Raw genomic sequence first — 16,902 nt, 5'->3', positions numbered from 1 at the left:
GCGCTCGGGCGGCGCTAAGTCTTACGGCTGGCTCTTGTTGAGATAGCCAAAAACGATCTTGGCCGCCATCTCGCCCGGCGGATGATCGGTCGTCATGCGCTGCTGCACCAGCGCGTAACCGTCGAGCATCGAGGCCCGCTGCGCCGTTGCGCCCGAAAGCCGCTCCATCCAGCGCGTCAACGCGCCGGGGCGGATCGATTCGCCGAAATATTCCGGGACGATCGGGAAATCCGCGATCAGGTTCGGCAGCGCGCCACTCCAGATGCGGATGCGCTTGTGCAGGAACTTCACCAGGAAATCCGGCGCATAGGTTGAAACCACGGGCACGCCAGCCAAAGCGAGTTCCAGAATGACCGTACCCGAAGCAGCAATCGCCGCGTCGGCTCGATCGAAGGCCGCCCATTTGTCGGCCGCACCGACGGAAATTTCCGGCTGGATCGTCCAGGATGCGGTAATTTCCCGCACCAGCTTCTCCTGGCGCGGGACGGTCGGGAGCAGGAAGCGAATTCCCGGATGGCGGGCTTCGAGTTCCTCGACTGTCGCGCGGAAGATCGGCAGCAGGCGACCGACCTCGCTGGAGCGCGAGCCCGGCAATAGAAGGCATGTCTCAACACGCCCCTCCTTGGCGCCCGCAAGGCGCGGCTGGCGGCTTGCGCGAACGGCGAGCACATTGGCGTCGCTTGCAAGGCGATGGCCGACATAAGTGGTCGGGGGGCCTTGCAGCCGCTCCATCGCCTCCGGCTCGAACGGCAAGACGGCGAGCACGTGATCGACGTAGCCGCGCATGCGCGGTGCTCGCTCCGGCTTCCAGGCCCAGACGCTCGGGCAGACGTAGTTGATGACGGGCAGATCCGGCAATGCGGCGCGCACTTTTCGCGCCACGCGGTGGGTGAAATCCGGGCTATCAATGATCAGAAGCGCGTCGGGTCGGGCTGCGATGATCGCCTTTGCCGTTTGGCGAATACGCATGATCAGCTTCGGCAGACGGGCGAGCACCTGGGTGAAGCCCATGATCGACAGTTCGGAATAGTCGAACAACGAGCGAAGGCCCTCGGCCTCCAGCGCCTCGCCGCCGACCCCGACGAGTTCGACGTCAGAATGGCTTTGCGCCCGAAGCGCGCGGACGAGATCGGCACCCAGAAGGTCGCCGGAAACTTCACCCGCGATCACTGCGAGCTTGTAACGTGGCGCGTTCATCGTCTGATACCTCCGGAAGTGCGCTCCACTCCGGCGACAAAAAGCCCCGCTTGATCGGCGACCTTGACCACTTCGCTACGTTCCAGCACCAGCGCCCGTCCGGCTTCGACGGCAACACCGGCAAGACCGGCCCGCTCGGCAAGCGCGATGGTGGACGGGCCGATCGACGGCAGGTCCGCGCGCAGATCCTGCCCGGGCTTGCAAAGTTTGACGAGAACGCCGCGCCGGCGCGAAGAGACGCGCCCCTCCGCCTTCAAGACAGCGACACGCTCCAGCATGGCGTCCGTGCCCTCCGCGCCCTCGAGCGCTACGACACGCCCGCCGACCGCAACCGCCCCCTGCCCCACGTCGAGCGCGCCGAGCGCGTTGGCCGCAGCGATGCCCGCTTCTATGTCGCGTTGGTCGTCACCGTCAGGGTTCACGGCACCGATGGGGCCTGATTCGGCCAGGAGATTGGGTACCACCTCGTGCACGCCGATGACGTGCGCGCCGCTTGCCTCGATCAGCTGCATCGCCATGCGCAGAACCGCATCGTCCCCGCCCGAGACCAAGGTCTTCAGCACTGACGGTATCTTTGCGAGGGTCCGCAACGTCGGGCGGATATCGCGCCACTCCGGCCGACGCCGAACCCACCCGGACAAGACGACGCGGTCGATGCCCTCTTCTTTGAATGTGCGGCTGATATTGGCGAAATCGCCGATCGCCAGAACCGAATGGTCAAAATCGACCCAATCGGTTTCTTCCGCTTCACGCGTGAGCGCGATGATGTAGGGATCTTCGCCGCGTGCACGAACCGCTTCGGCAACGTGATGAGGCAGCGCGCCGCCACCAGCGATGATTGCGAGCCGGCCGCTGGTCGCCGCGCGGCTCGCAGCAGAAGACATCACGGTCAGGCCTTGCCGCGTTGCGGCGAAGATAGCGCGCGGTCGCTCTCGGCGCCGATGAAATCGAGGATTTCCATGACCGGCGCGCAATCCATATAGTCTTCGCGAATCGCTGCGGCATTGGCGCGGATCGATTCCGGCCCTTCGAAGATCTGCTTGTAGGCGCGGCGAACCACATGGATCGTTGCACGATCGATGCCAGCCCGGCTCATGCCGACGACATTCAGACCGCTCAGCAGACCGGGATTGCCGTTGAGCATGCCATAGGGAATGACGTCGTAGCTGACAGCCGACAGACCGCCGACAAAGGCCTGACGGCCGACGCGGGTGAACTGGTGGACCGCACAGCCGCCGCCGAGAATGACGCGATCTTCGACCGTGACGTGGCCCGCCAGCATCACATTGTTGGACAGGATGATGTTGCTGCCGAGGCGGCAATCATGCGCCACGTGCGAGTTGGCGAGAAAGAGATTGTTATCGCCGACGACCGTCTTACCGCCATGCTCGACGGTACCGGTGTTCATCGTCACGCCTTCACGGATCGTGCAATTGGCGCCGATCAGAAGCTCGGTGTCGACGGCACTGTGATGAACGCTTTGGGAGTCACCGCCGATAACGGCGTTCGGGAAAATCTTCGTTCCCTTGCCGACGGTCGTCCGGCCGATCACCGCGACATGGCTGAGAAGCTCGATATCGTCGCCCAGAACGACTTTCGGCCCGATGTAGCAAAACGGGCCGATCTTGACGTTCTCGCCGATCACAGCACCGCTCTCGACGATCGAGGACGGGTGGATCTTCGCAGATGCTGCAATCATGTTCAGGCGTCTTCCTTGCTGACTATCATCGCGCCGATATCAGCTTCTGCGACAAGTTGCCCGTCAACTTTTGCGTCACAGTGAAATTTCCAGATATTGCCGCGCTGCTTCTGCTTCACGACATGGAATTCGACGCGATCTCCGGGCACGACCGGCTTGCGGAAACGGGCATTGTCGATGGTCATGAAATAGACCAGGTTCGTGCCGGTTCCCACCTTGCGGGCGCAGATCGCGCCGGCGGTCTGCGCCATGCCCTCGACCAGCAGGACGCCCGGCATGATCGGCTGCTCCGGGAAGTGGCCGGTGAAATGCGGCTCGTTCGCCGAAACGTTCTTGATGCCGATCGCCGAATTGTCGCCGTCGATCTCGATGATGCGATCGACGAGCAGAAATGGGTAGCGATGGGGAAGCAGTTTCAGGATTTCCTGAATATCCGCCGTGCCGAGAACCGTTGCTGCTTCACTCATTCGCGCCGCCCTTCTTCTTTTTCTGTCTTTCCTCTGCCCGCATGGCCATTTCCGCAACGTCGCGCAGGAAATCACGCATCGGGCGCGCTGGAATACCGCCGTACCGTTCGCCGGCGGGAACATCAGCCGCCACGCCGCTCATGGCGGCGATCTGGACGCCATCACCAACCGTGATATGGCCATTGACGCCGCTGCCGCCGCCGATCATGACGCCATCGCCGATCTTTGTACTGCCGGCGATGCCGACCCCGCTGACGATGCCGCAATAGCGACCAATGCGCACGTTGTGACCGATCTGAACGAGATTGTCGATCTTCGTACCCTCGCCGATCACTGTGTCATCCATCGTGCCACGGTCGATGGTCGTATTCGCGCCGATCTCGACATGATCCTGAATGATCACCCGTCCGACCTGAACGATCTTGATCATCCCGCCTTTCGGACCCGGCGCATAGCCGAAGCCGTCCTGACCGATGCGAGCGCCGGGGTGAATGATCACGCTGTTGCCGACGAGAGCGCAAAGCACGCTTGCACCTGCGGCAATCGTGCACTCGCGACCGATGCGCACGCCTGGGCCGATGACCGCGCCGGCCGCGATCCGCGTGCCGCGGCCGATCTCGGCGCCGGCACCAACCACAGCCGTCGGTTCGACCTCGACATCGTCCTCAAGCCGCGCCGTCGGATCCACGAACGCCCCAGGCGCGATGCCGCGCAGGCTCGTATTGCGTGCCGGACGCATCGCAATCTCGTGCAACAACGTGCCGGCAAGCGCAAAGGCCGTGTGCGGCCGCGCTGTCAAAAGGACGGGAATATGTGCAGGGACGAGAGACGAAATCGTCTTATCGCAAATGATCGCCGATGCTTCACACGTTTCGAGCTCGGCACGGCTCTTGCGAGACAACATATAGCAGACGTCCCCGGGCTTTGCCCGATAGACCGGCGCTACGGAGCGGACAGCACGGTCAGCGACCGCGACATCCACCAATTCCGCCCCAATTCGATCCGCCAGGTCGCCCAGGCGGATCCCATCGTGGGGCGGAAAAAACCAGTTCTGTTCCATGTACACTCCAGAACGATCTTTTCTGGCAGTTCTGGACTGCTTCTTATCAGAACGACGACGAAATACCGAACTTCAGGTTCTGAACCCGGTCGAAATCTTCCTTGGCAACCGGCCATGCGTAGTCGACTCGCAGCGGACCGAAGGGCGAAGCCCAGATCAGACCAATACCGACCGAGGCGCGCAGCGAGGCGTCGTTGCCCTGGACCGATTCACCAGGACCGGTGAGCGCGACCTTGTTGCTGTAGAGCGTTCCTGCGTCAGCGAAGACCGCACCGCGGAAGCCGCTGTCACGCGGGATACCCGGAAGCGGGAACGTCGCCTCGGCCGAAGCCGTGAAATAGGTCGTACCACCGAGCGAGTCACCCGATTGCTTTTCGCGCGGGCCGATACCGTTCCGCTCGAAGCCGCGGATGTCGCTGGTGCCGAGCTGGAACTGGTCGAAGACCTGCAGATCGCTACCGGTCTCGAAGATATGGCCAGCGCTACCGCCGAGCGAGGCGATGATGTCGGCTTCGTCGTTGACCGTGTAGTACCACTTGGCCTTACCGGTCATTTTGTAGAAGTCGGAGTCACCGCCGAGGCCGGCGAATTCATGCGTGAAGGTCGCAAGAATGCCGTCATGCGGCAGCTGCGCATCGTCGAGCGTGTTGTAGGTGATCGACTGCGACACCGACGAACGGACCCAGTTGCCGCCGTCGATCGCACGAATGTAGGGCGACGAAAGCTTCGACCGGTCACCGCTATAATCGAACTGCGTGAAGTTGTAACGCAGCGTCGTCGACAGGTTCTCGGTGATCGGCGCGGTCACGCGCAGGCTGAAGCCCTGATCTTCGTAGCTGTAGTTGTCGTCATCGAAGTCGTTTTCGTTCTTGAAGACGTCGAAGCCTGCGGCCAGACGATAGCCGAGGAAATACGGCTCCGTGAACGAAACGTTGTACGTGCGGCTCTCGTCACCACGACCAGCGGCAACGCGGATGTACTGACCACGGCCGAGGAAGTTCTTTTCTTCGATCGAAGCTTCGACGAGGAAGCCACCACCGCTACCGGCGGAGTAACCTGCACCGATACCGAACGAACCGGTCGACTGATCCTGTACGTCGACGATCACGACAACACGGTCAGCGGCGCTGCCCGGAGCGGTCGAAACGTTGACCGTCGAGAAGTAACCGAGAGCCTCGAGACGACGCTTGGCGCGCGCTACCATTTCCTGGTTGAAGGCGTCGCCTTCACCCATGTCGAACTCGCGACGGATAACGTAGTCGCGGGTACGGGTGTTGCCGCGGATTTCGATACGCTCGACATAGGCGCGCTCGCCCTGGTCGACGAGGTAGTCGACGGCGATCGTGTGGTTGCCGAGATCGCGGTTGCCGCGAGGCGTGACGCGAGCGAACGGGTAGCCAGCCGAAGCGACGCGCTTCGAGATCTCGGTCATCGTCGCCTGAACGTCCTTGGCCTTGTAGACCGAACCCTGACGGCTGACGATAAGCCCCTTCAGTTCTTCGGCGTTGATGCCCTCAACGGTCGATTCGACATTGACGGAACCAAAGTCGTAGCGCGGACCTTCTTCGACTGTGATCGTCACCGTGTATTCGTTGGTCGCTTCATTCAGGGTCGCATCCGAAGTAACGACCTGGAAGTCGGCGTAGCCGCGGTTGTAGTAGAACTGACGTAGCAGTTCTTCGTCCGCGCGCAGCTTGTCAGGATTGTAGACGTCCTTCCGCGTAATGAAGGAGAAGATGCCCGATTCCTTCGTCGCGATGACCGACTGCAGACGACCGTCGCTGTAGGCTTCGTTGCCGACGAAGTTGATCTGAGAAATCTTGGTGCGCTCGCCTTCGTTGATGACGAACGCGAGGTTGACGCGACCTTCGGCGACAGGAACGACCTGCGTCGTCACCGTGACATCGCCACGACCGATCGCCGCATAGGCGTCCTTGATCGACTGGATGTCCGTCTCGACCGTCGCTTCGCTGTAAGGACCGAGCGGCTGCGTGCGCACGACGCCCTGCAGCTTGTCGTCCTTGATCTTGCGGTTGCCGTTGAAGACGACCTGGTTGACAAGCTGATTCTCGCTCACGCTGACGACCAGCGTGCCGCCGGAAACATTGATGCTGACGTCGGAGAAGTAGCCGGTCGCATACAGGCGCTTCACAGAAGCGTCGATGTCGGTGTTGTTGAAGCTCTTGCCCGGAACGATCGTGATGTTGGCGCGAACCGTCTCAGCGCTGACGCGCGTGGCGCCGCGCACTTCGACACGATTGATGACCGCAGCTTCTGCAACGGACGTGCCTGCGAGCAACCCAACACCAGCGCCGGAAACAACAATGCTTGTTGACAGCGCAGCCGCCGACACCGCGTTCAAAAACCTTGAACCAGCTTTCATGTTCAAATCTTACCTTTTCCAAACGTCGCGCGGCAGTTTCGTGCCGACTCCGGTCACGGTTGCCGTTTTAACCGCTTTTCCCATACAAGCAAGCCAGCTCGTTAATTTCTGTTTACTTCAATTCGAACCGTGGCTTAACGGCCACTACAGCTTCGATTTATCGTAAACAAAACCTTTCGTCGCAAGCCGTTGAAAACCAATCGTTCACAGTATCCGTCGAAATCCCCCTCGCCGTTTCCCCGGCCGAACGCTAGCCGAAGAACATCGATATGTCGTTCCAGGTGGCAAAGACCATGAGCATCAGCACCATGGCAAAACCGATCCGGTAGGCGACATCCTGCGCGGCCGGGCCCACCGGCCTTCCGCGCAAGGCCTCAACCGCATAGAACATCAAGTGGCCGCCATCAAGCACCGGAACGGGCATGAGGTTAAGCAATCCTATGGAAACAGACAGGATCGCGGCAATATTCAGCAAAAACGGAATTCCAAGCGTCGCCATCTGCCCCGAGACCTTGGCGACGCGGATCGGTCCGCCGATCTGATCCGCCTTCATCCGCCCGGTCACGACATTGGAGAGATAGTCGAAAGTACCGGTGACAACGTGCCAGCTTTGCAGGACGCCCTGCCCGACGGCCTCGATCGGACCATAGCTGACCGTGCGGAAATTGCCGGCTTCCTGGTCGGTCAGGATACCGATGACGCCGATTTCCATCTTGTTGCCAAACTGATCCGTGAGCTCGGTACGCTGCGGCACCATGGACAGATCGAGCATCGCGCCGTTGCGTTCGATTCGGATCGAAATCGGCATTTCCGGGCGAACACTGACGTAGCGGCGAACGTCGTCGAAGGTGACGACGGGCGTGCCGTCGATCGAAATCAGACGGTCTCCCGGCACGACACCGGCTTGCGCAGCAGCACTGTTCTCATTCACCCGCGCAACCACCGGATCGGCGACCTGACGCCCGTAGACGGAAAACAGCACGGCAAAGATGGCGATGGCGAGAATGAAGTTTGCGATCGGTCCGGCGGCGACGGTTGCCGCACGCTTCCACAATTTGGCGCCGAGGAAGGTCTGGCTGCGCTCTTCCGGCGCCAGCGCCTCCAGGCGCTTGTAGTCCGGCACGCTCGCCGCATCCTCGTCGCCGTAGAACTTGACGTAACCGCCAAGGGGAATCGCCGCCAGTTTCCACCGCGTTCCGTGCCGATCGGTCCAGCCGACGAGCTCAGGGCCAAAGCCGATCGAAAAAGCCAGAATGCGGATGCCCGACCAGCGGCCAACGAGGTAGTGGCCCATCTCGTGCACAAAGACCAGCAGCGTCAGCACCAGAAGAAATGGGACGACGTAGCCGGTCAGAATCTGAAGGGCATCAAGCAGATATGTCATGAACGTTCCTCAAGCACCCGCGGGCCTAAGCTCAAAGGCTATACAGGACGGATCCGAAAGCGATCTGGCGCCCATCGCTGACGAAATACTGAACCATGACCAGAATCAACGCCGCGACACACGCGAAAATCAACCCGTCGACCCGATCCATAACGCCGCCATGCCCCGGAATGAGACGGCTGGAATCCTTCACCCCAAAACGGCGCTTGATGAAGGATTCGAACAAGTCTCCCACTTGGCTGGCGACGGAAAGCACCAGCGCAATGATCGGAATGCGGAGATCTTGCAGTGAAAAATAAGCCATAAAGACGGCAACACCGGCAACAATGCCGCAAATTGTGCCACCGATGGCACCCGACCATGTCTTGCCGGGCGATATGCGTGGCGCGAGCTTCGGTCCACCGATCGCGCGGCCGGTAAAATAGGCGAAGATGTCGGTCGCCCAGACGACGGCAAAGACGAACAGCGTCGCCATCAAGCCAAGATCGTCGGCGCCGCGAAGGGCCGCAAGCGAAATGCCGGTCAGCCCGGCATAGGCGATGCCACCCGGCAGCCACCAACTGGTCTTCTGCAGAAATACCCAAAGGACAGTGAGAACTACAAAAGCGGCTAGGACCGGAAGGCTGTAGCCGATATAGCCGGTCACGATCAGGCCGGCGATGATCACGACGCCCAGCCAACCAACGGCATTGCCTTGGAAATCCCGCTCCTGGAGGTCCGTGATCGTCGACCACTCATAATAGACGAGCAGCGCAATCAGCGCCGACAGCAACTGAAACGCCAAACCGCCGAACCAGGTCGCCGCTAGTGTCACCGCTGCGAGGACCACGCCCGAAGCGATACGAAGCTTAAGTTCAGTCTGCATCAGGAACCGACCGCCAACGTGGGCTCGGCGACGCCGCCGAAGCGGCGCTCGCGGCAGGCGTATTTTTCAAGCGCCGCCTGGAACGTTTCGCGCGTAAAGTCCGGCCACAACTCCGGAACGAAGATCAGTTCCGAATAGGCGCCCTGCCAAAGAAGGAAATTCGAGAGACGCTCTTCGCCGCTGGTGCGGATGATCAGGTCCGGATCGGGAATGTCCGACGTGTCCAGCATCGCCGCGATACGCTCGGGGTTGATGTCTTCCGGCCGCAAGCGTCCTTCGGCGACTTCCGTCGCCAGCCGCCGCATGGCTCGTGTCATTTCGTCCCGGGCGCCGTAATTGAAGGCAATGACGAGCGTAATCCCGGTATTTGCCCGCGTCGTTTCTTCCGCCTCCACCAGCAACGGTAGAATGTCGCCTCTGAGGTTGGAGCGGTCACCGATGACTCGGATGCGGACATTCTCGCGGTGCAGATCGGCAAGATCCCGGCGGATAAAGGTCTTGAGCAGCCCCATCAGATCGCTGACTTCCGCCGCCGGCCTGCTCCAGTTTTCCGAGGAAAAGGCAAAAAGCGTGAGGTAGCGGATCCCCAAGTCGCCCGCCGTCTTGACGGCGGCGCGAACGGTCTCGACACCCTTGCGGTGCCCCATCGTGCGCGGCAGACCACGCGCGTTCGCCCAACGCCCGTTGCCATCCATGATGATGGCAACATGTTCCGGAACGGTCGTGGAAGTGAGGTTTTGCATAAGGCGTCCGCGAAAGGAGACTCAGATCACGAGCAGAGCAGATCAGACCTGCATGATTTCCTTTTCCTTCTCGACGAGCAAGCGGTCGATATCGGAAATCGTTTCGTCGGTCATCTTTTGCACGCGCTCGGACTGAGAACGGCTGATATCCTGACCGATGTCGCCATCCTTTTCGGCTTTTTTCAGGTCGTCCATGCCGTCACGGCGCACGTGGCGCACGGCGACCTTCGCCTTTTCGGCGTAGTCATGTGCCACTTTGACGAGCGACTTGCGGCGCTCTTCGTTGAGTTCCGGCAGCGGAATGCGCAGGTTCTGGCCGTCGATGATCGGATTGAGGCCGAGGTTCGATTCGCGAATGCCGCGATCCACAGCGCCGACCATCTGCTTGTCCCAGACCGAGACGGACAGCATGCGCGGCTCGGGAACCGTGATGTTCGCCACCTGGTTGAGCGGCACGCGTGAGCCATAGGCTTCGACGGTCACCGGGTCGAGAACGTTCGCCGACGCGCGGCCGGTACGGAGCGACGCGATATCGCTCTTGAATGCGGAAATGGCGCCATCCATGCGACGCTTCAGTTCCTTCAGGTCAACACCTTCACTCATGGTCGAAACTCCCGTTCTATCATTCGCCGGCCCGAGGGCCGTTCTGCAGCTTCTTAATTGTCTGTGACGATGGTCGCGCGACCGCCGCCGGTCAATATTTCCGCAAAGCCACCCTTCTCATGAATGGAGAAGACAACGATCGGAATGGCATTTTCGCGTGCAAGCGCGACGGCGGCAACATCCATGACGGCAAGCCCCTTCTCGAGGACTTCGCTGTGCGTCAGGCGGTCGAAGCGGGTCGCGTCCGGATCCTTCTTCGGGTCCGCGGAATAGATGCCATCGACCTGGGTGCCCTTGAAGATCGCCTGCGCGCCCATTTCGGCGGCGCGAAGGGCGGCGGCAGAGTCGGTCGTGAAGAAAGGATTGCCCGTGCCGCCGGCGAAGATCACGACGCGGCCGAGGGAAAGATGGTAGAGCGTTGCGCGCTGCGAGAAGCTCTCGCAGATTTCCGGCATCGCGATTGCCGAGAGCACGACCGTATCGATGTCGAGCTTGCGCAGCGACGTTGCGAGCGCCAGCGCGTTGATGACGGTTGCCAGCATGCCCATGTGGTCGCCGGTTACCCGGTCGCCGCCCTTGGAAGCGACGGCCACGCCGCGGAAGATATTGCCGCCGCCGACAACCACGCCCACTTCGACGCCCATGGCGCGCGCTTGCGCGATATCTGCGGCGATCCGGTCAGCGACCGCCACATCGATGCCGAAGCCCTGGCTGCCCATGAGAGCTTCACCGGAGGCTTTGAGTAGAACGCGTTTGTAGAGTGGCTCGGCCGGCATCATCGCTCCTGAACAGATCGGCGCGCGTGCGCACGATGGCGGCGCACAGCGCATAAGGACACATTGCGCACCATGGTTTCAACCGCAGCGGCTTATTTTCCGGCGGGTCCAGCGCATTGACGAAGCCGGATACACGAAGGGCACCGCGTTGTCACGCGATGCCCCAAGGTTTTCCCAATATGGGTGAAGAAATCAGCCCTTGGCGACGGCTGCAACTTCTGCAGCGAAGTCGGACTCTTCCTTCTCGACACCTTCGCCGAGCAGCAGGCGAGCCATGCCGGTGACTTCGATCGGTGCGCCAGCGAGCTTTTCAGCGTCCTTGACGGCCTGACCGACGGTGATTTCCGGGTTCATGACGAAGGCCTGCGACAGCAGAGCGACTTCTTCGAAGAACTTGCGCATGCGGCCTTCGACCATCTTTTCGATGATGTTGTCCGGCTTGCCCGAAGCGCGCGACTGTTCGATGAAGACGTTGCGTTCGCGCTCGGCAACAGCGGCGTCGACTTCGTCCGCACGGATCGCGAGCGGGTTGGTCGCAGCGATGTGCATGGCGATCTGACGGCCAACCGAGAAGAGAACTTCCTTGTCGCCGATCGACTTCAGGGCGACGAGAACACCGAGCTTGCCGATGCCGTCGCCGGCAGCGTTGTGGATGTAGGTAGCAACAACACCGTCTTCGACCTTGAGGAGGGCTGCGCGGCGAAGCGTCATGTTCTCGCCGATGGTGGCGATCGCGTCCTTGATGGTCTCGTCGACCGACTTGCCGGTTGCCGGGTAGTTTGCAGCCGCGATGGCTTCAACCGAGCCGTCGGTGGTCAGCGCTACATTGGCAACGCCGCGGACGAGTTCCTGGAAGGCTTCGTTGCGGGCAACGAAATCGGTCTCGGAGTTGATTTCGACGACGACAGCCTTGACGCCACCGCTGACAATACCGATGAGGCCTTCAGCAGCCGTGCGGCCCGACTTCTTGTCGGCCTTGGCGATGCCCTTGGCGCGCAGCCAGTCGATCGCAGCTTCCATGTCGCCGTTGGTTTCGGCGAGCGCCTTCTTGCAGTCCATCATGCCTGCGCCGGTCTTTTCGCGCAGTTCCTTCACCATTGCTGCAGTTACACTCATCTTATTGCCTCTTTGTCTGTTTGGTTGGCGCGCTGCCCTTGAGGGCGCGGTACCAGGAGGTGTGGCAGGGAATGGCTTTTCAATGTGACACCGTGATGACTGAACCATCACGGGGTTGCTCGGCTCCAAAGATCCGAACGGATCAGCGCCATCCCCGGCTGAAAAGAACAAGGCCGTTCAGATTTTCATCACAAACGGCCTTGTCCCGACATTTCATTGGGGGCGGCAGGCTTACCTGCCGCCAAGGCCCGATCAGGCGTCGGAGGCCTCGTCGAGCGCCGGCTCGACCGGAGCTTCGGCAGATGCGCCGAGGTCACGGCCCGATGCGCCCTGCTGACGTGCGATGCCGTCGATGGCAGCGCGTGCAATGAGGTCGCAGTAGAGAGCGATGGCGCGCGAAGCGTCGTCGTTGCCCGGGATCGGATAGTCGATCTGGTCCGGATCGCAGTTCGAGTCGATGACTGCGACAACCGGGATGCCGAGGCGCTTGGCTTCGTCGATCGCGATCGATTCCTTGTTGGTGTCGATGATGAACATCAGGTCCGGCGTGCCGCCCATGTCGCGGATACCGCCGAGAGCGCGGTTCAGCTTTTCGCGTTCGCGCTCGAGGTTCAGGCGTTCCTTCTTGGTGAAGCCCGAAGCTTCCGAAGAGAGGATTTCGTCGAGCTTGCGCAGGCGCTGGATCGAGTTCGAAATCGTCTTCCAGTTGGTCATCATGCCGCCGAGCCAGCGAGCGTTGACGTAGTACTGGGCCGAACGCTTGGCAGCGTCAGCGATGATTTCGGACGCCTGGCGCTTGGTGCCGACGAACAGAACGCGGCCGCCGTTGGCAACGGTGTCGCTGACGATCTGCAGGGCGCGCGACAGCATCGGCACGGTCTGTGCGAGGTCGATGATGTGAACGTTGTTGCGATCGCCGAAAATGTACGGCTTCATCTTCGGGTTCCAGCGGTGCGTCTGGTGGCCGAAGTGAACGCCAGCTTCCAGAAGCTGACGCATGCTAAAATCAGGCAATGCCATGCCTTTTCTCCTTTTCCGGTTGAACCTCCGCGAAGCGTCGAGCATGTCTTTCGACCGGCCCACCGGCGGAACGATCCGGATTTCTCCCGGAACATCCCAAGCTTCACGTGTGGAATGGGCAGCCCCTTAACGGCAACTGCCCGAGAAATCAAGCCGCAAACGCCGCTTTTTACCGCAATCGGCTATTTGCAGTCCTCGGATTTGAACACTTCGAGGTCCGCAAGCTTGCCGCTCAGGACGAAATCGCCGTAGTCCATCGTCAGGTCGCGGGTAATCCCGTTCTCGTAAAGCTTGAACGACATACGGTAGATCGGCAGCGCGTCGCCGCTCTTGTCATCGTTGAAATAGGAGATCGTCACCGGCCAGTAATTGTCGCCGCTGAGCTTGCCCGCCTTGCCTGCATCCGGCTCGTCCGCCGTGGGTTTGCGCGATTTGCCGACGAAGGTCGAGGTGATCAAGGTCTTGTCACCCGAATCGGAGCCGTCGAAGATGCGCGCCTCAAAGAGGCTCTCGCCTTTCTTCGCTCGCGAGATCACCTCCATCATGTGCGCCGTCGGAAACCGGCTCGCCGCAAGCTCGATTTCGCGCTTGTCCGGCGCAGTCAGCTCGACCTTAACGCCCGCTTTTTCCTCATGCGCTGTACCGCGTACTTCCTTGTCCAGCTTCTCATCGGTGAAGGAGCGGGTCAGGAAGCGGAAATTGCCATTCTTTAGATCTTCGTAGGTGGTCGTCTGCTGATCGGTCAGGCGCACTTCCTCGCCGGTATCGACCTGGGTGACGAAACGGAAGCTGACGGTATAGCCCGCACAGGCCGAGCCATTGAACTCGTAGACCATGCGACCATACATTCCGGCAATGCCCGAACGATCCGATGCATCCTTGAGTTCGAGATCATAGACGGCGCGGTGCGGCACAAGGGCGTTTGCGTGTGCCGCCGTGGCGCCCGATACTGTCATGACGGCGAAACAGGCGCTGCCCAAAGTGACGAGACCGAAGCCTTTATGAAACATCCGTTTCCTCCTGTTGGACTCGCCGGCAATGCTATAAACAAGCGTTCGGCAGAAGCGAGGCGGCGTTCGCAGGAAAAAGCCGGTGCCCGCCGCGATCCGGCCTGAATGCAGGATTTTAACACAAAAGACAACAATGGAGCTTTCCATGTCGGCAGAGATCGAAGCGCGCCTCAAGGACCTCGGAGTCACACTTCCCCAGGCTGCGACCCCGGTTGCAAACTACGTGCCCTACGTCATCAGCGGCTCGATGCTCTACATCTCCGGACAGCTTCCGATGGAAGACGGCAAGGTCGCTGTGACCGGCATCGTCGGCAAGGATGTGGACGTGGCCCGCGCACAGCGCGCCGCCGAACTCTGCTCAATCAACATCCTCGCCCAGGCCAAGGCAGCACTCGGCGGCGATCTCGGTCGCATCCGACGCCTGGTGAAGATCAACGGCTTCGTCGCCTCGACACCGGAATTCGTCGAGCAGCATCTGGTCATCAACGGCGCATCCAATCTGCTTGCGACCGTGCTCGGTGAAGCCGGCAAGCACGCGCGTGCCGCCGTCGGCATGGCTTCCCTTCCCTTCAATGCCGCCGTCGAGATCGACGCCGTCATCGAAATCGCCTGACAGAGTGCCCGGCATGGCTGATATTTCCTGGCTGAAGGCCCAACCGATTGCCCATCGCGGCTATCACGACATGAACAAGCAGGTGTGGGAGAATACGCTTTCGGCCTTCTCCCGCGCCGTCGACGCCGGTTTCGCGATCGAATGCGATCTGCAGTATACCGCCGACAGCATTCCGGTCGTCTTCCACGATGACGATACCGAGCGACTGTGCGGGATCAAGGGCGACGTTCGCGCGCGCACCGCCGGCGAACTCGGCCTGATGGCGATCGGCGGCACGAAGGACAAGGTGCCGACGTTGACGCAGATGCTGCGCTTGGTTGCCGGCAAGGTGCCGCTCGTCATCGAGCTCAAGGGCCGCAAGGGCGACGACGAGGGCTTTGCCGCCGCCGTGCTCGAAACGCTCGAAGGCTACAAGGGCCACGTTGCGCTGATGAGCTTCGATCACTGGCTGCTCAAGGACCTGAAGGCGCTCGACGCGCCCTACCCGCTGGGCCTCACAGCGGAAGGTGCCAATCCGGAGACCTTCTTCGTGCATGAGGAAGCGATGCAGCTCGGGCTCGATTTCATCTCCTACCACTACGGCCACCTGCCGAACTCGTTCATCACCAAGGAACGGACGCTCGGCAAGACGATCATCACCTGGACCGTGCGCGACCGGCAGGCCGAAGCCTACACGTTTGCCCATGCGGATCAGATGACCTTCGAGGGTTTCGACCCGCGGGAGGCCCTGGTTTCCTAAAGTAATGTCAGACGCCGTCACCCTCCGCATCGCGCAATCCTTCACCGATATACCAGCGGCACGCTGGAATGTGCTGTCCGGTGCATCGAAGGCGTTTCCTGGCGGCGTCTACAATCCCTTCCTCTCGCATGCCTATCTCTCGGCGCTCGAAGAGTCCGGGTCGGCGACGGCCAAGACCGGCTGGCTCGGCCAGCATCTGTTGCTTGAAGGCGGCGACGGGCAATTGCGCGGCGGCCTCGTCTGCTACCTGAAGAGCCACAGCCAGGGCGAATACGTTTTCGACCACGGCTGGGCAGACGCCTTCGAGCGCGCCGGCGGTCGCTACTATCCGAAACTGCAAAGTTCCATCCCCTTCACGCCTGCGACCGGACCACGGCTGCTTTCGGCACCGGACGAAAATACGAACGCCGTTCAGGATGCGCTTGCCGCGGGCCTGAAAGAGCTTGCCCGCAGACACGATGTCTCTTCGGCACATGTGACTTTCGTGCCCGAAGCCGAGATCCCTGCGCTTGAGCGCGCCGGGTTCCTGCACCGCACAGACCAGCAGTTCCACTTCACCAATGAAGGCTATGGCTCCCACGCCGATTTTCTGGAGACCCTTGCCTCACGCAAACGCAAGGCGCTGAAGAAGGAGCGCAGGGCTGCGCTCGAAAACGGCATTTCGATCGACTGGCTGACCGGCAGCGACCTGACGGAATCGATCTGGGACGAGTTCTTCGCCTTCTACATGGACACCGGCGGACGCAAATGGGGCCGCCCCTATCTGACGCGCGCGTTCTATTCGCTCATTGGCGAGCGCATGGCCGACGATATCCTGCTGGTGATGGCACGCCGCAACGGCCGCTACATCGCCGGCGCGATCAACTTCATCGGCGGCGATGCGCTCTACGGTCGCCACTGGGGCTGCATCGAGGATCACCCGTTCCTGCATTTCGAAGTCTGCTATCACCAGGCGATCGATTTCGCGATCGCCAAGGGGCTGAAACGGGTGGAGGCTGGCGCCCAGGGTGAGCACAAGCTTGCGCGCGGCTACATGCCCGTCACCACCCATTCCGCCCATTTCATCACACATCCGGGACTTGCCCGCGCCGTCGGCGACTATCTTCAGCGCGAGCGCAGGGATGTGGAGGAAACGGGCGAGTTTCTTGCCGAGCACGGACCTTTCCGCAAAGGTGAACGGCAGGACGACTGACCGCCTTTTCGTGAAGGCCGGCTTCATTACACGAG

At 61.2% G+C, this 16,902-nt stretch carries 18 protein-coding genes; 4 read left to right on the top strand and 14 right to left on the bottom strand.

Annotated elements, in window-relative coordinates:
- Window positions 1–21 precede the first annotated feature (21 nt).
- Genes lpxB through bamA form a run of 6 tightly spaced genes read right to left on the bottom strand, consistent with a single transcriptional unit; the run spans window position 22 to window position 6,806 of the window.
- On the bottom strand, window positions 22–1,197 hold the full coding sequence (lpxB, locus tag AC3WVQ_RS06360) for a lipid-A-disaccharide synthase (RefSeq protein WP_090295651.1): 1,176 nt from the start codon (window positions 1,195–1,197) through the stop codon (window positions 22–24).
- The gene (locus AC3WVQ_RS06355; RefSeq protein WP_060585276.1) at window positions 1,194–2,081 is read right to left on the bottom strand and encodes an LpxI family protein; all 888 of its coding nucleotides are present in this window, start codon (window positions 2,079–2,081) and stop codon (window positions 1,194–1,196) included. Before AC3WVQ_RS06355 ends, lpxB begins: the two co-directional genes overlap by 4 nt.
- Window positions 2,082–2,086: 5 nt before the next feature.
- Window positions 2,087–2,902 carry an acyl-ACP--UDP-N-acetylglucosamine O-acyltransferase gene (lpxA, locus tag AC3WVQ_RS06350; protein WP_162731877.1) on the bottom strand — a complete coding sequence of 272 codons (816 nt, stop codon included), beginning with the start codon at window positions 2,900–2,902 and terminating at the stop codon, window positions 2,087–2,089.
- The gene (gene fabZ / locus AC3WVQ_RS06345; RefSeq protein WP_034796695.1) at window positions 2,899–3,363 is read right to left on the bottom strand and encodes a 3-hydroxyacyl-ACP dehydratase FabZ; all 465 of its coding nucleotides are present in this window, start codon (window positions 3,361–3,363) and stop codon (window positions 2,899–2,901) included. The genes lpxA and fabZ overlap by 4 nt, the downstream gene beginning before the upstream one ends.
- Window positions 3,356–4,423, bottom strand: a complete 1,068-nt coding sequence (gene lpxD, locus AC3WVQ_RS06340; RefSeq protein ID WP_034796696.1) for a UDP-3-O-(3-hydroxymyristoyl)glucosamine N-acyltransferase — start codon at window positions 4,421–4,423, stop codon at window positions 3,356–3,358. Before lpxD ends, fabZ begins: the two co-directional genes overlap by 8 nt.
- Window positions 4,424–4,469: 46 nt before the next feature.
- Window positions 4,470–6,806, bottom strand: a complete 2,337-nt coding sequence (gene bamA / locus AC3WVQ_RS06335; RefSeq protein ID WP_060607504.1) for an outer membrane protein assembly factor BamA — start codon at window positions 6,804–6,806, stop codon at window positions 4,470–4,472.
- On the opposite strand from bamA, the gene AC3WVQ_RS06330 reads away from it, so the two are divergent.
- A complete protein-coding gene (locus AC3WVQ_RS06330; RefSeq protein WP_162251000.1) occupies window positions 6,748–6,972 on the top strand; it encodes a hypothetical protein in 225 nt (74 codons plus the stop codon). The genes bamA and AC3WVQ_RS06330 overlap by 59 nt on opposite strands.
- 84 nt (window positions 6,973–7,056) lie before the next feature.
- Here AC3WVQ_RS06330 and rseP read toward each other — a convergent pair whose 3' ends face one another.
- From rseP to AC3WVQ_RS06290, 8 genes are all read right to left on the bottom strand, one after another.
- A complete protein-coding gene (rseP, locus tag AC3WVQ_RS06325) occupies window positions 7,057–8,190 on the bottom strand; it encodes an RIP metalloprotease RseP (protein WP_090295657.1) in 1,134 nt (377 codons plus the stop codon).
- Window positions 8,191–8,221: 31 nt separating this feature from the next.
- Window positions 8,222–9,055, bottom strand: coding sequence for a phosphatidate cytidylyltransferase (locus AC3WVQ_RS06320; protein WP_090295660.1), 834 nt, complete (start codon window positions 9,053–9,055; stop codon window positions 8,222–8,224).
- Window positions 9,055–9,798, bottom strand: coding sequence for an isoprenyl transferase (locus AC3WVQ_RS06315; protein WP_090295662.1), 744 nt, complete (start codon window positions 9,796–9,798; stop codon window positions 9,055–9,057). The genes AC3WVQ_RS06320 and AC3WVQ_RS06315 overlap by 1 nt, the downstream gene beginning before the upstream one ends.
- A 42-nt stretch (window positions 9,799–9,840) precedes the next feature.
- Window positions 9,841–10,401, bottom strand: a complete 561-nt coding sequence (frr, locus tag AC3WVQ_RS06310; protein ID WP_034796704.1) for a ribosome recycling factor — start codon at window positions 10,399–10,401, stop codon at window positions 9,841–9,843.
- 53 nt (window positions 10,402–10,454) lie between these two features.
- Entirely contained in the window at window positions 10,455–11,177 is a 723-nt protein-coding gene (pyrH, locus tag AC3WVQ_RS06305) for a UMP kinase (RefSeq protein WP_090295665.1), read from the bottom strand.
- Window positions 11,178–11,369: 192 nt separating this feature from the next.
- Window positions 11,370–12,293 carry a translation elongation factor Ts gene (gene tsf / locus AC3WVQ_RS06300; RefSeq protein WP_034796708.1) on the bottom strand — a complete coding sequence of 308 codons (924 nt, stop codon included), beginning with the start codon at window positions 12,291–12,293 and terminating at the stop codon, window positions 11,370–11,372.
- A gap of 252 nt (window positions 12,294–12,545) precedes the next feature.
- Window positions 12,546–13,313, bottom strand: a complete 768-nt coding sequence (gene rpsB / locus AC3WVQ_RS06295) for a 30S ribosomal protein S2 (RefSeq protein ID WP_034796710.1) — start codon at window positions 13,311–13,313, stop codon at window positions 12,546–12,548.
- A gap of 182 nt (window positions 13,314–13,495) precedes the next feature.
- Window positions 13,496–14,323 (bottom strand): cell envelope integrity EipB family protein, encoded by an 828-nt coding sequence (locus AC3WVQ_RS06290; RefSeq protein WP_034796712.1) that lies wholly within the window; start codon window positions 14,321–14,323, stop codon window positions 13,496–13,498.
- Between the two features lie 145 nt (window positions 14,324–14,468).
- Here AC3WVQ_RS06290 and AC3WVQ_RS06285 point away from each other — a divergent pair, with 145 nt between their 5' ends.
- The 3 genes from AC3WVQ_RS06285 to AC3WVQ_RS06275 are packed head-to-tail and all read left to right on the top strand — an operon-like array spanning window position 14,469 to window position 16,867.
- Window positions 14,469–14,936: a RidA family protein gene (locus AC3WVQ_RS06285; protein WP_043622203.1), complete on the top strand. Its 468-nt coding sequence runs from the start codon at window positions 14,469–14,471 to the stop codon at window positions 14,934–14,936.
- A gap of 13 nt (window positions 14,937–14,949) precedes the next feature.
- The gene (locus AC3WVQ_RS06280; RefSeq protein ID WP_060585298.1) at window positions 14,950–15,675 is read left to right on the top strand and encodes a glycerophosphodiester phosphodiesterase; all 726 of its coding nucleotides are present in this window, start codon (window positions 14,950–14,952) and stop codon (window positions 15,673–15,675) included.
- A gap of 4 nt (window positions 15,676–15,679) precedes the next feature.
- On the top strand, window positions 15,680–16,867 hold the full coding sequence (locus AC3WVQ_RS06275) for a GNAT family N-acetyltransferase (protein ID WP_089044618.1): 1,188 nt from the start codon (window positions 15,680–15,682) through the stop codon (window positions 16,865–16,867).
- Window positions 16,868–16,902: the final 35 nt, after the last annotated feature.

The sequence above is a fragment of the Ensifer sp. EB106-05-01-XG146 genome, from assembly GCF_058791875.1.
This window is presented reverse-complemented; position numbering and strand designations above follow the sequence as displayed.

Coding starts and splice junctions, on each gene's coding strand:
- lpxB (WP_090295651.1), bottom strand. CDS start 1,197: ATGAACGCGCCACGTTACAAGCTCGCAGTGATCGCGGGTGAAGTTTCC.
- AC3WVQ_RS06355 (WP_060585276.1), bottom strand. CDS start 2,081: ATGTCTTCTGCTGCGAGCCGCGCGGCGACCAGCGGCCGGCTCGCAATC.
- fabZ (WP_034796695.1), bottom strand. CDS start 3,363: ATGAGTGAAGCAGCAACGGTTCTCGGCACGGCGGATATTCAGGAAATC.
- lpxD (WP_034796696.1), bottom strand. CDS start 4,423: ATGGAACAGAACTGGTTTTTTCCGCCCCACGATGGGATCCGCCTGGGC.
- AC3WVQ_RS06330 (WP_162251000.1), top strand. CDS start 6,748: ATGCTTGTTGACAGCGCAGCCGCCGACACCGCGTTCAAAAACCTTGAA.
- bamA (WP_060607504.1), bottom strand. CDS start 6,806: ATGAAAGCTGGTTCAAGGTTTTTGAACGCGGTGTCGGCGGCTGCGCTG.
- rseP (WP_090295657.1), bottom strand. CDS start 8,190: ATGACATATCTGCTTGATGCCCTTCAGATTCTGACCGGCTACGTCGTC.
- AC3WVQ_RS06320 (WP_090295660.1), bottom strand. CDS start 9,055: ATGCAGACTGAACTTAAGCTTCGTATCGCTTCGGGCGTGGTCCTCGCA.
- AC3WVQ_RS06315 (WP_090295662.1), bottom strand. CDS start 9,798: ATGCAAAACCTCACTTCCACGACCGTTCCGGAACATGTTGCCATCATC.
- frr (WP_034796704.1), bottom strand. CDS start 10,401: ATGAGTGAAGGTGTTGACCTGAAGGAACTGAAGCGTCGCATGGATGGC.
- pyrH (WP_090295665.1), bottom strand. CDS start 11,177: ATGCCGGCCGAGCCACTCTACAAACGCGTTCTACTCAAAGCCTCCGGT.
- tsf (WP_034796708.1), bottom strand. CDS start 12,293: ATGAGTGTAACTGCAGCAATGGTGAAGGAACTGCGCGAAAAGACCGGC.
- rpsB (WP_034796710.1), bottom strand. CDS start 13,313: ATGGCATTGCCTGATTTTAGCATGCGTCAGCTTCTGGAAGCTGGCGTT.
- AC3WVQ_RS06290 (WP_034796712.1), bottom strand. CDS start 14,323: ATGTTTCATAAAGGCTTCGGTCTCGTCACTTTGGGCAGCGCCTGTTTC.
- AC3WVQ_RS06285 (WP_043622203.1), top strand. CDS start 14,469: ATGTCGGCAGAGATCGAAGCGCGCCTCAAGGACCTCGGAGTCACACTT.
- AC3WVQ_RS06280 (WP_060585298.1), top strand. CDS start 14,950: ATGGCTGATATTTCCTGGCTGAAGGCCCAACCGATTGCCCATCGCGGC.
- AC3WVQ_RS06275 (WP_089044618.1), top strand. CDS start 15,680: ATGTCAGACGCCGTCACCCTCCGCATCGCGCAATCCTTCACCGATATA.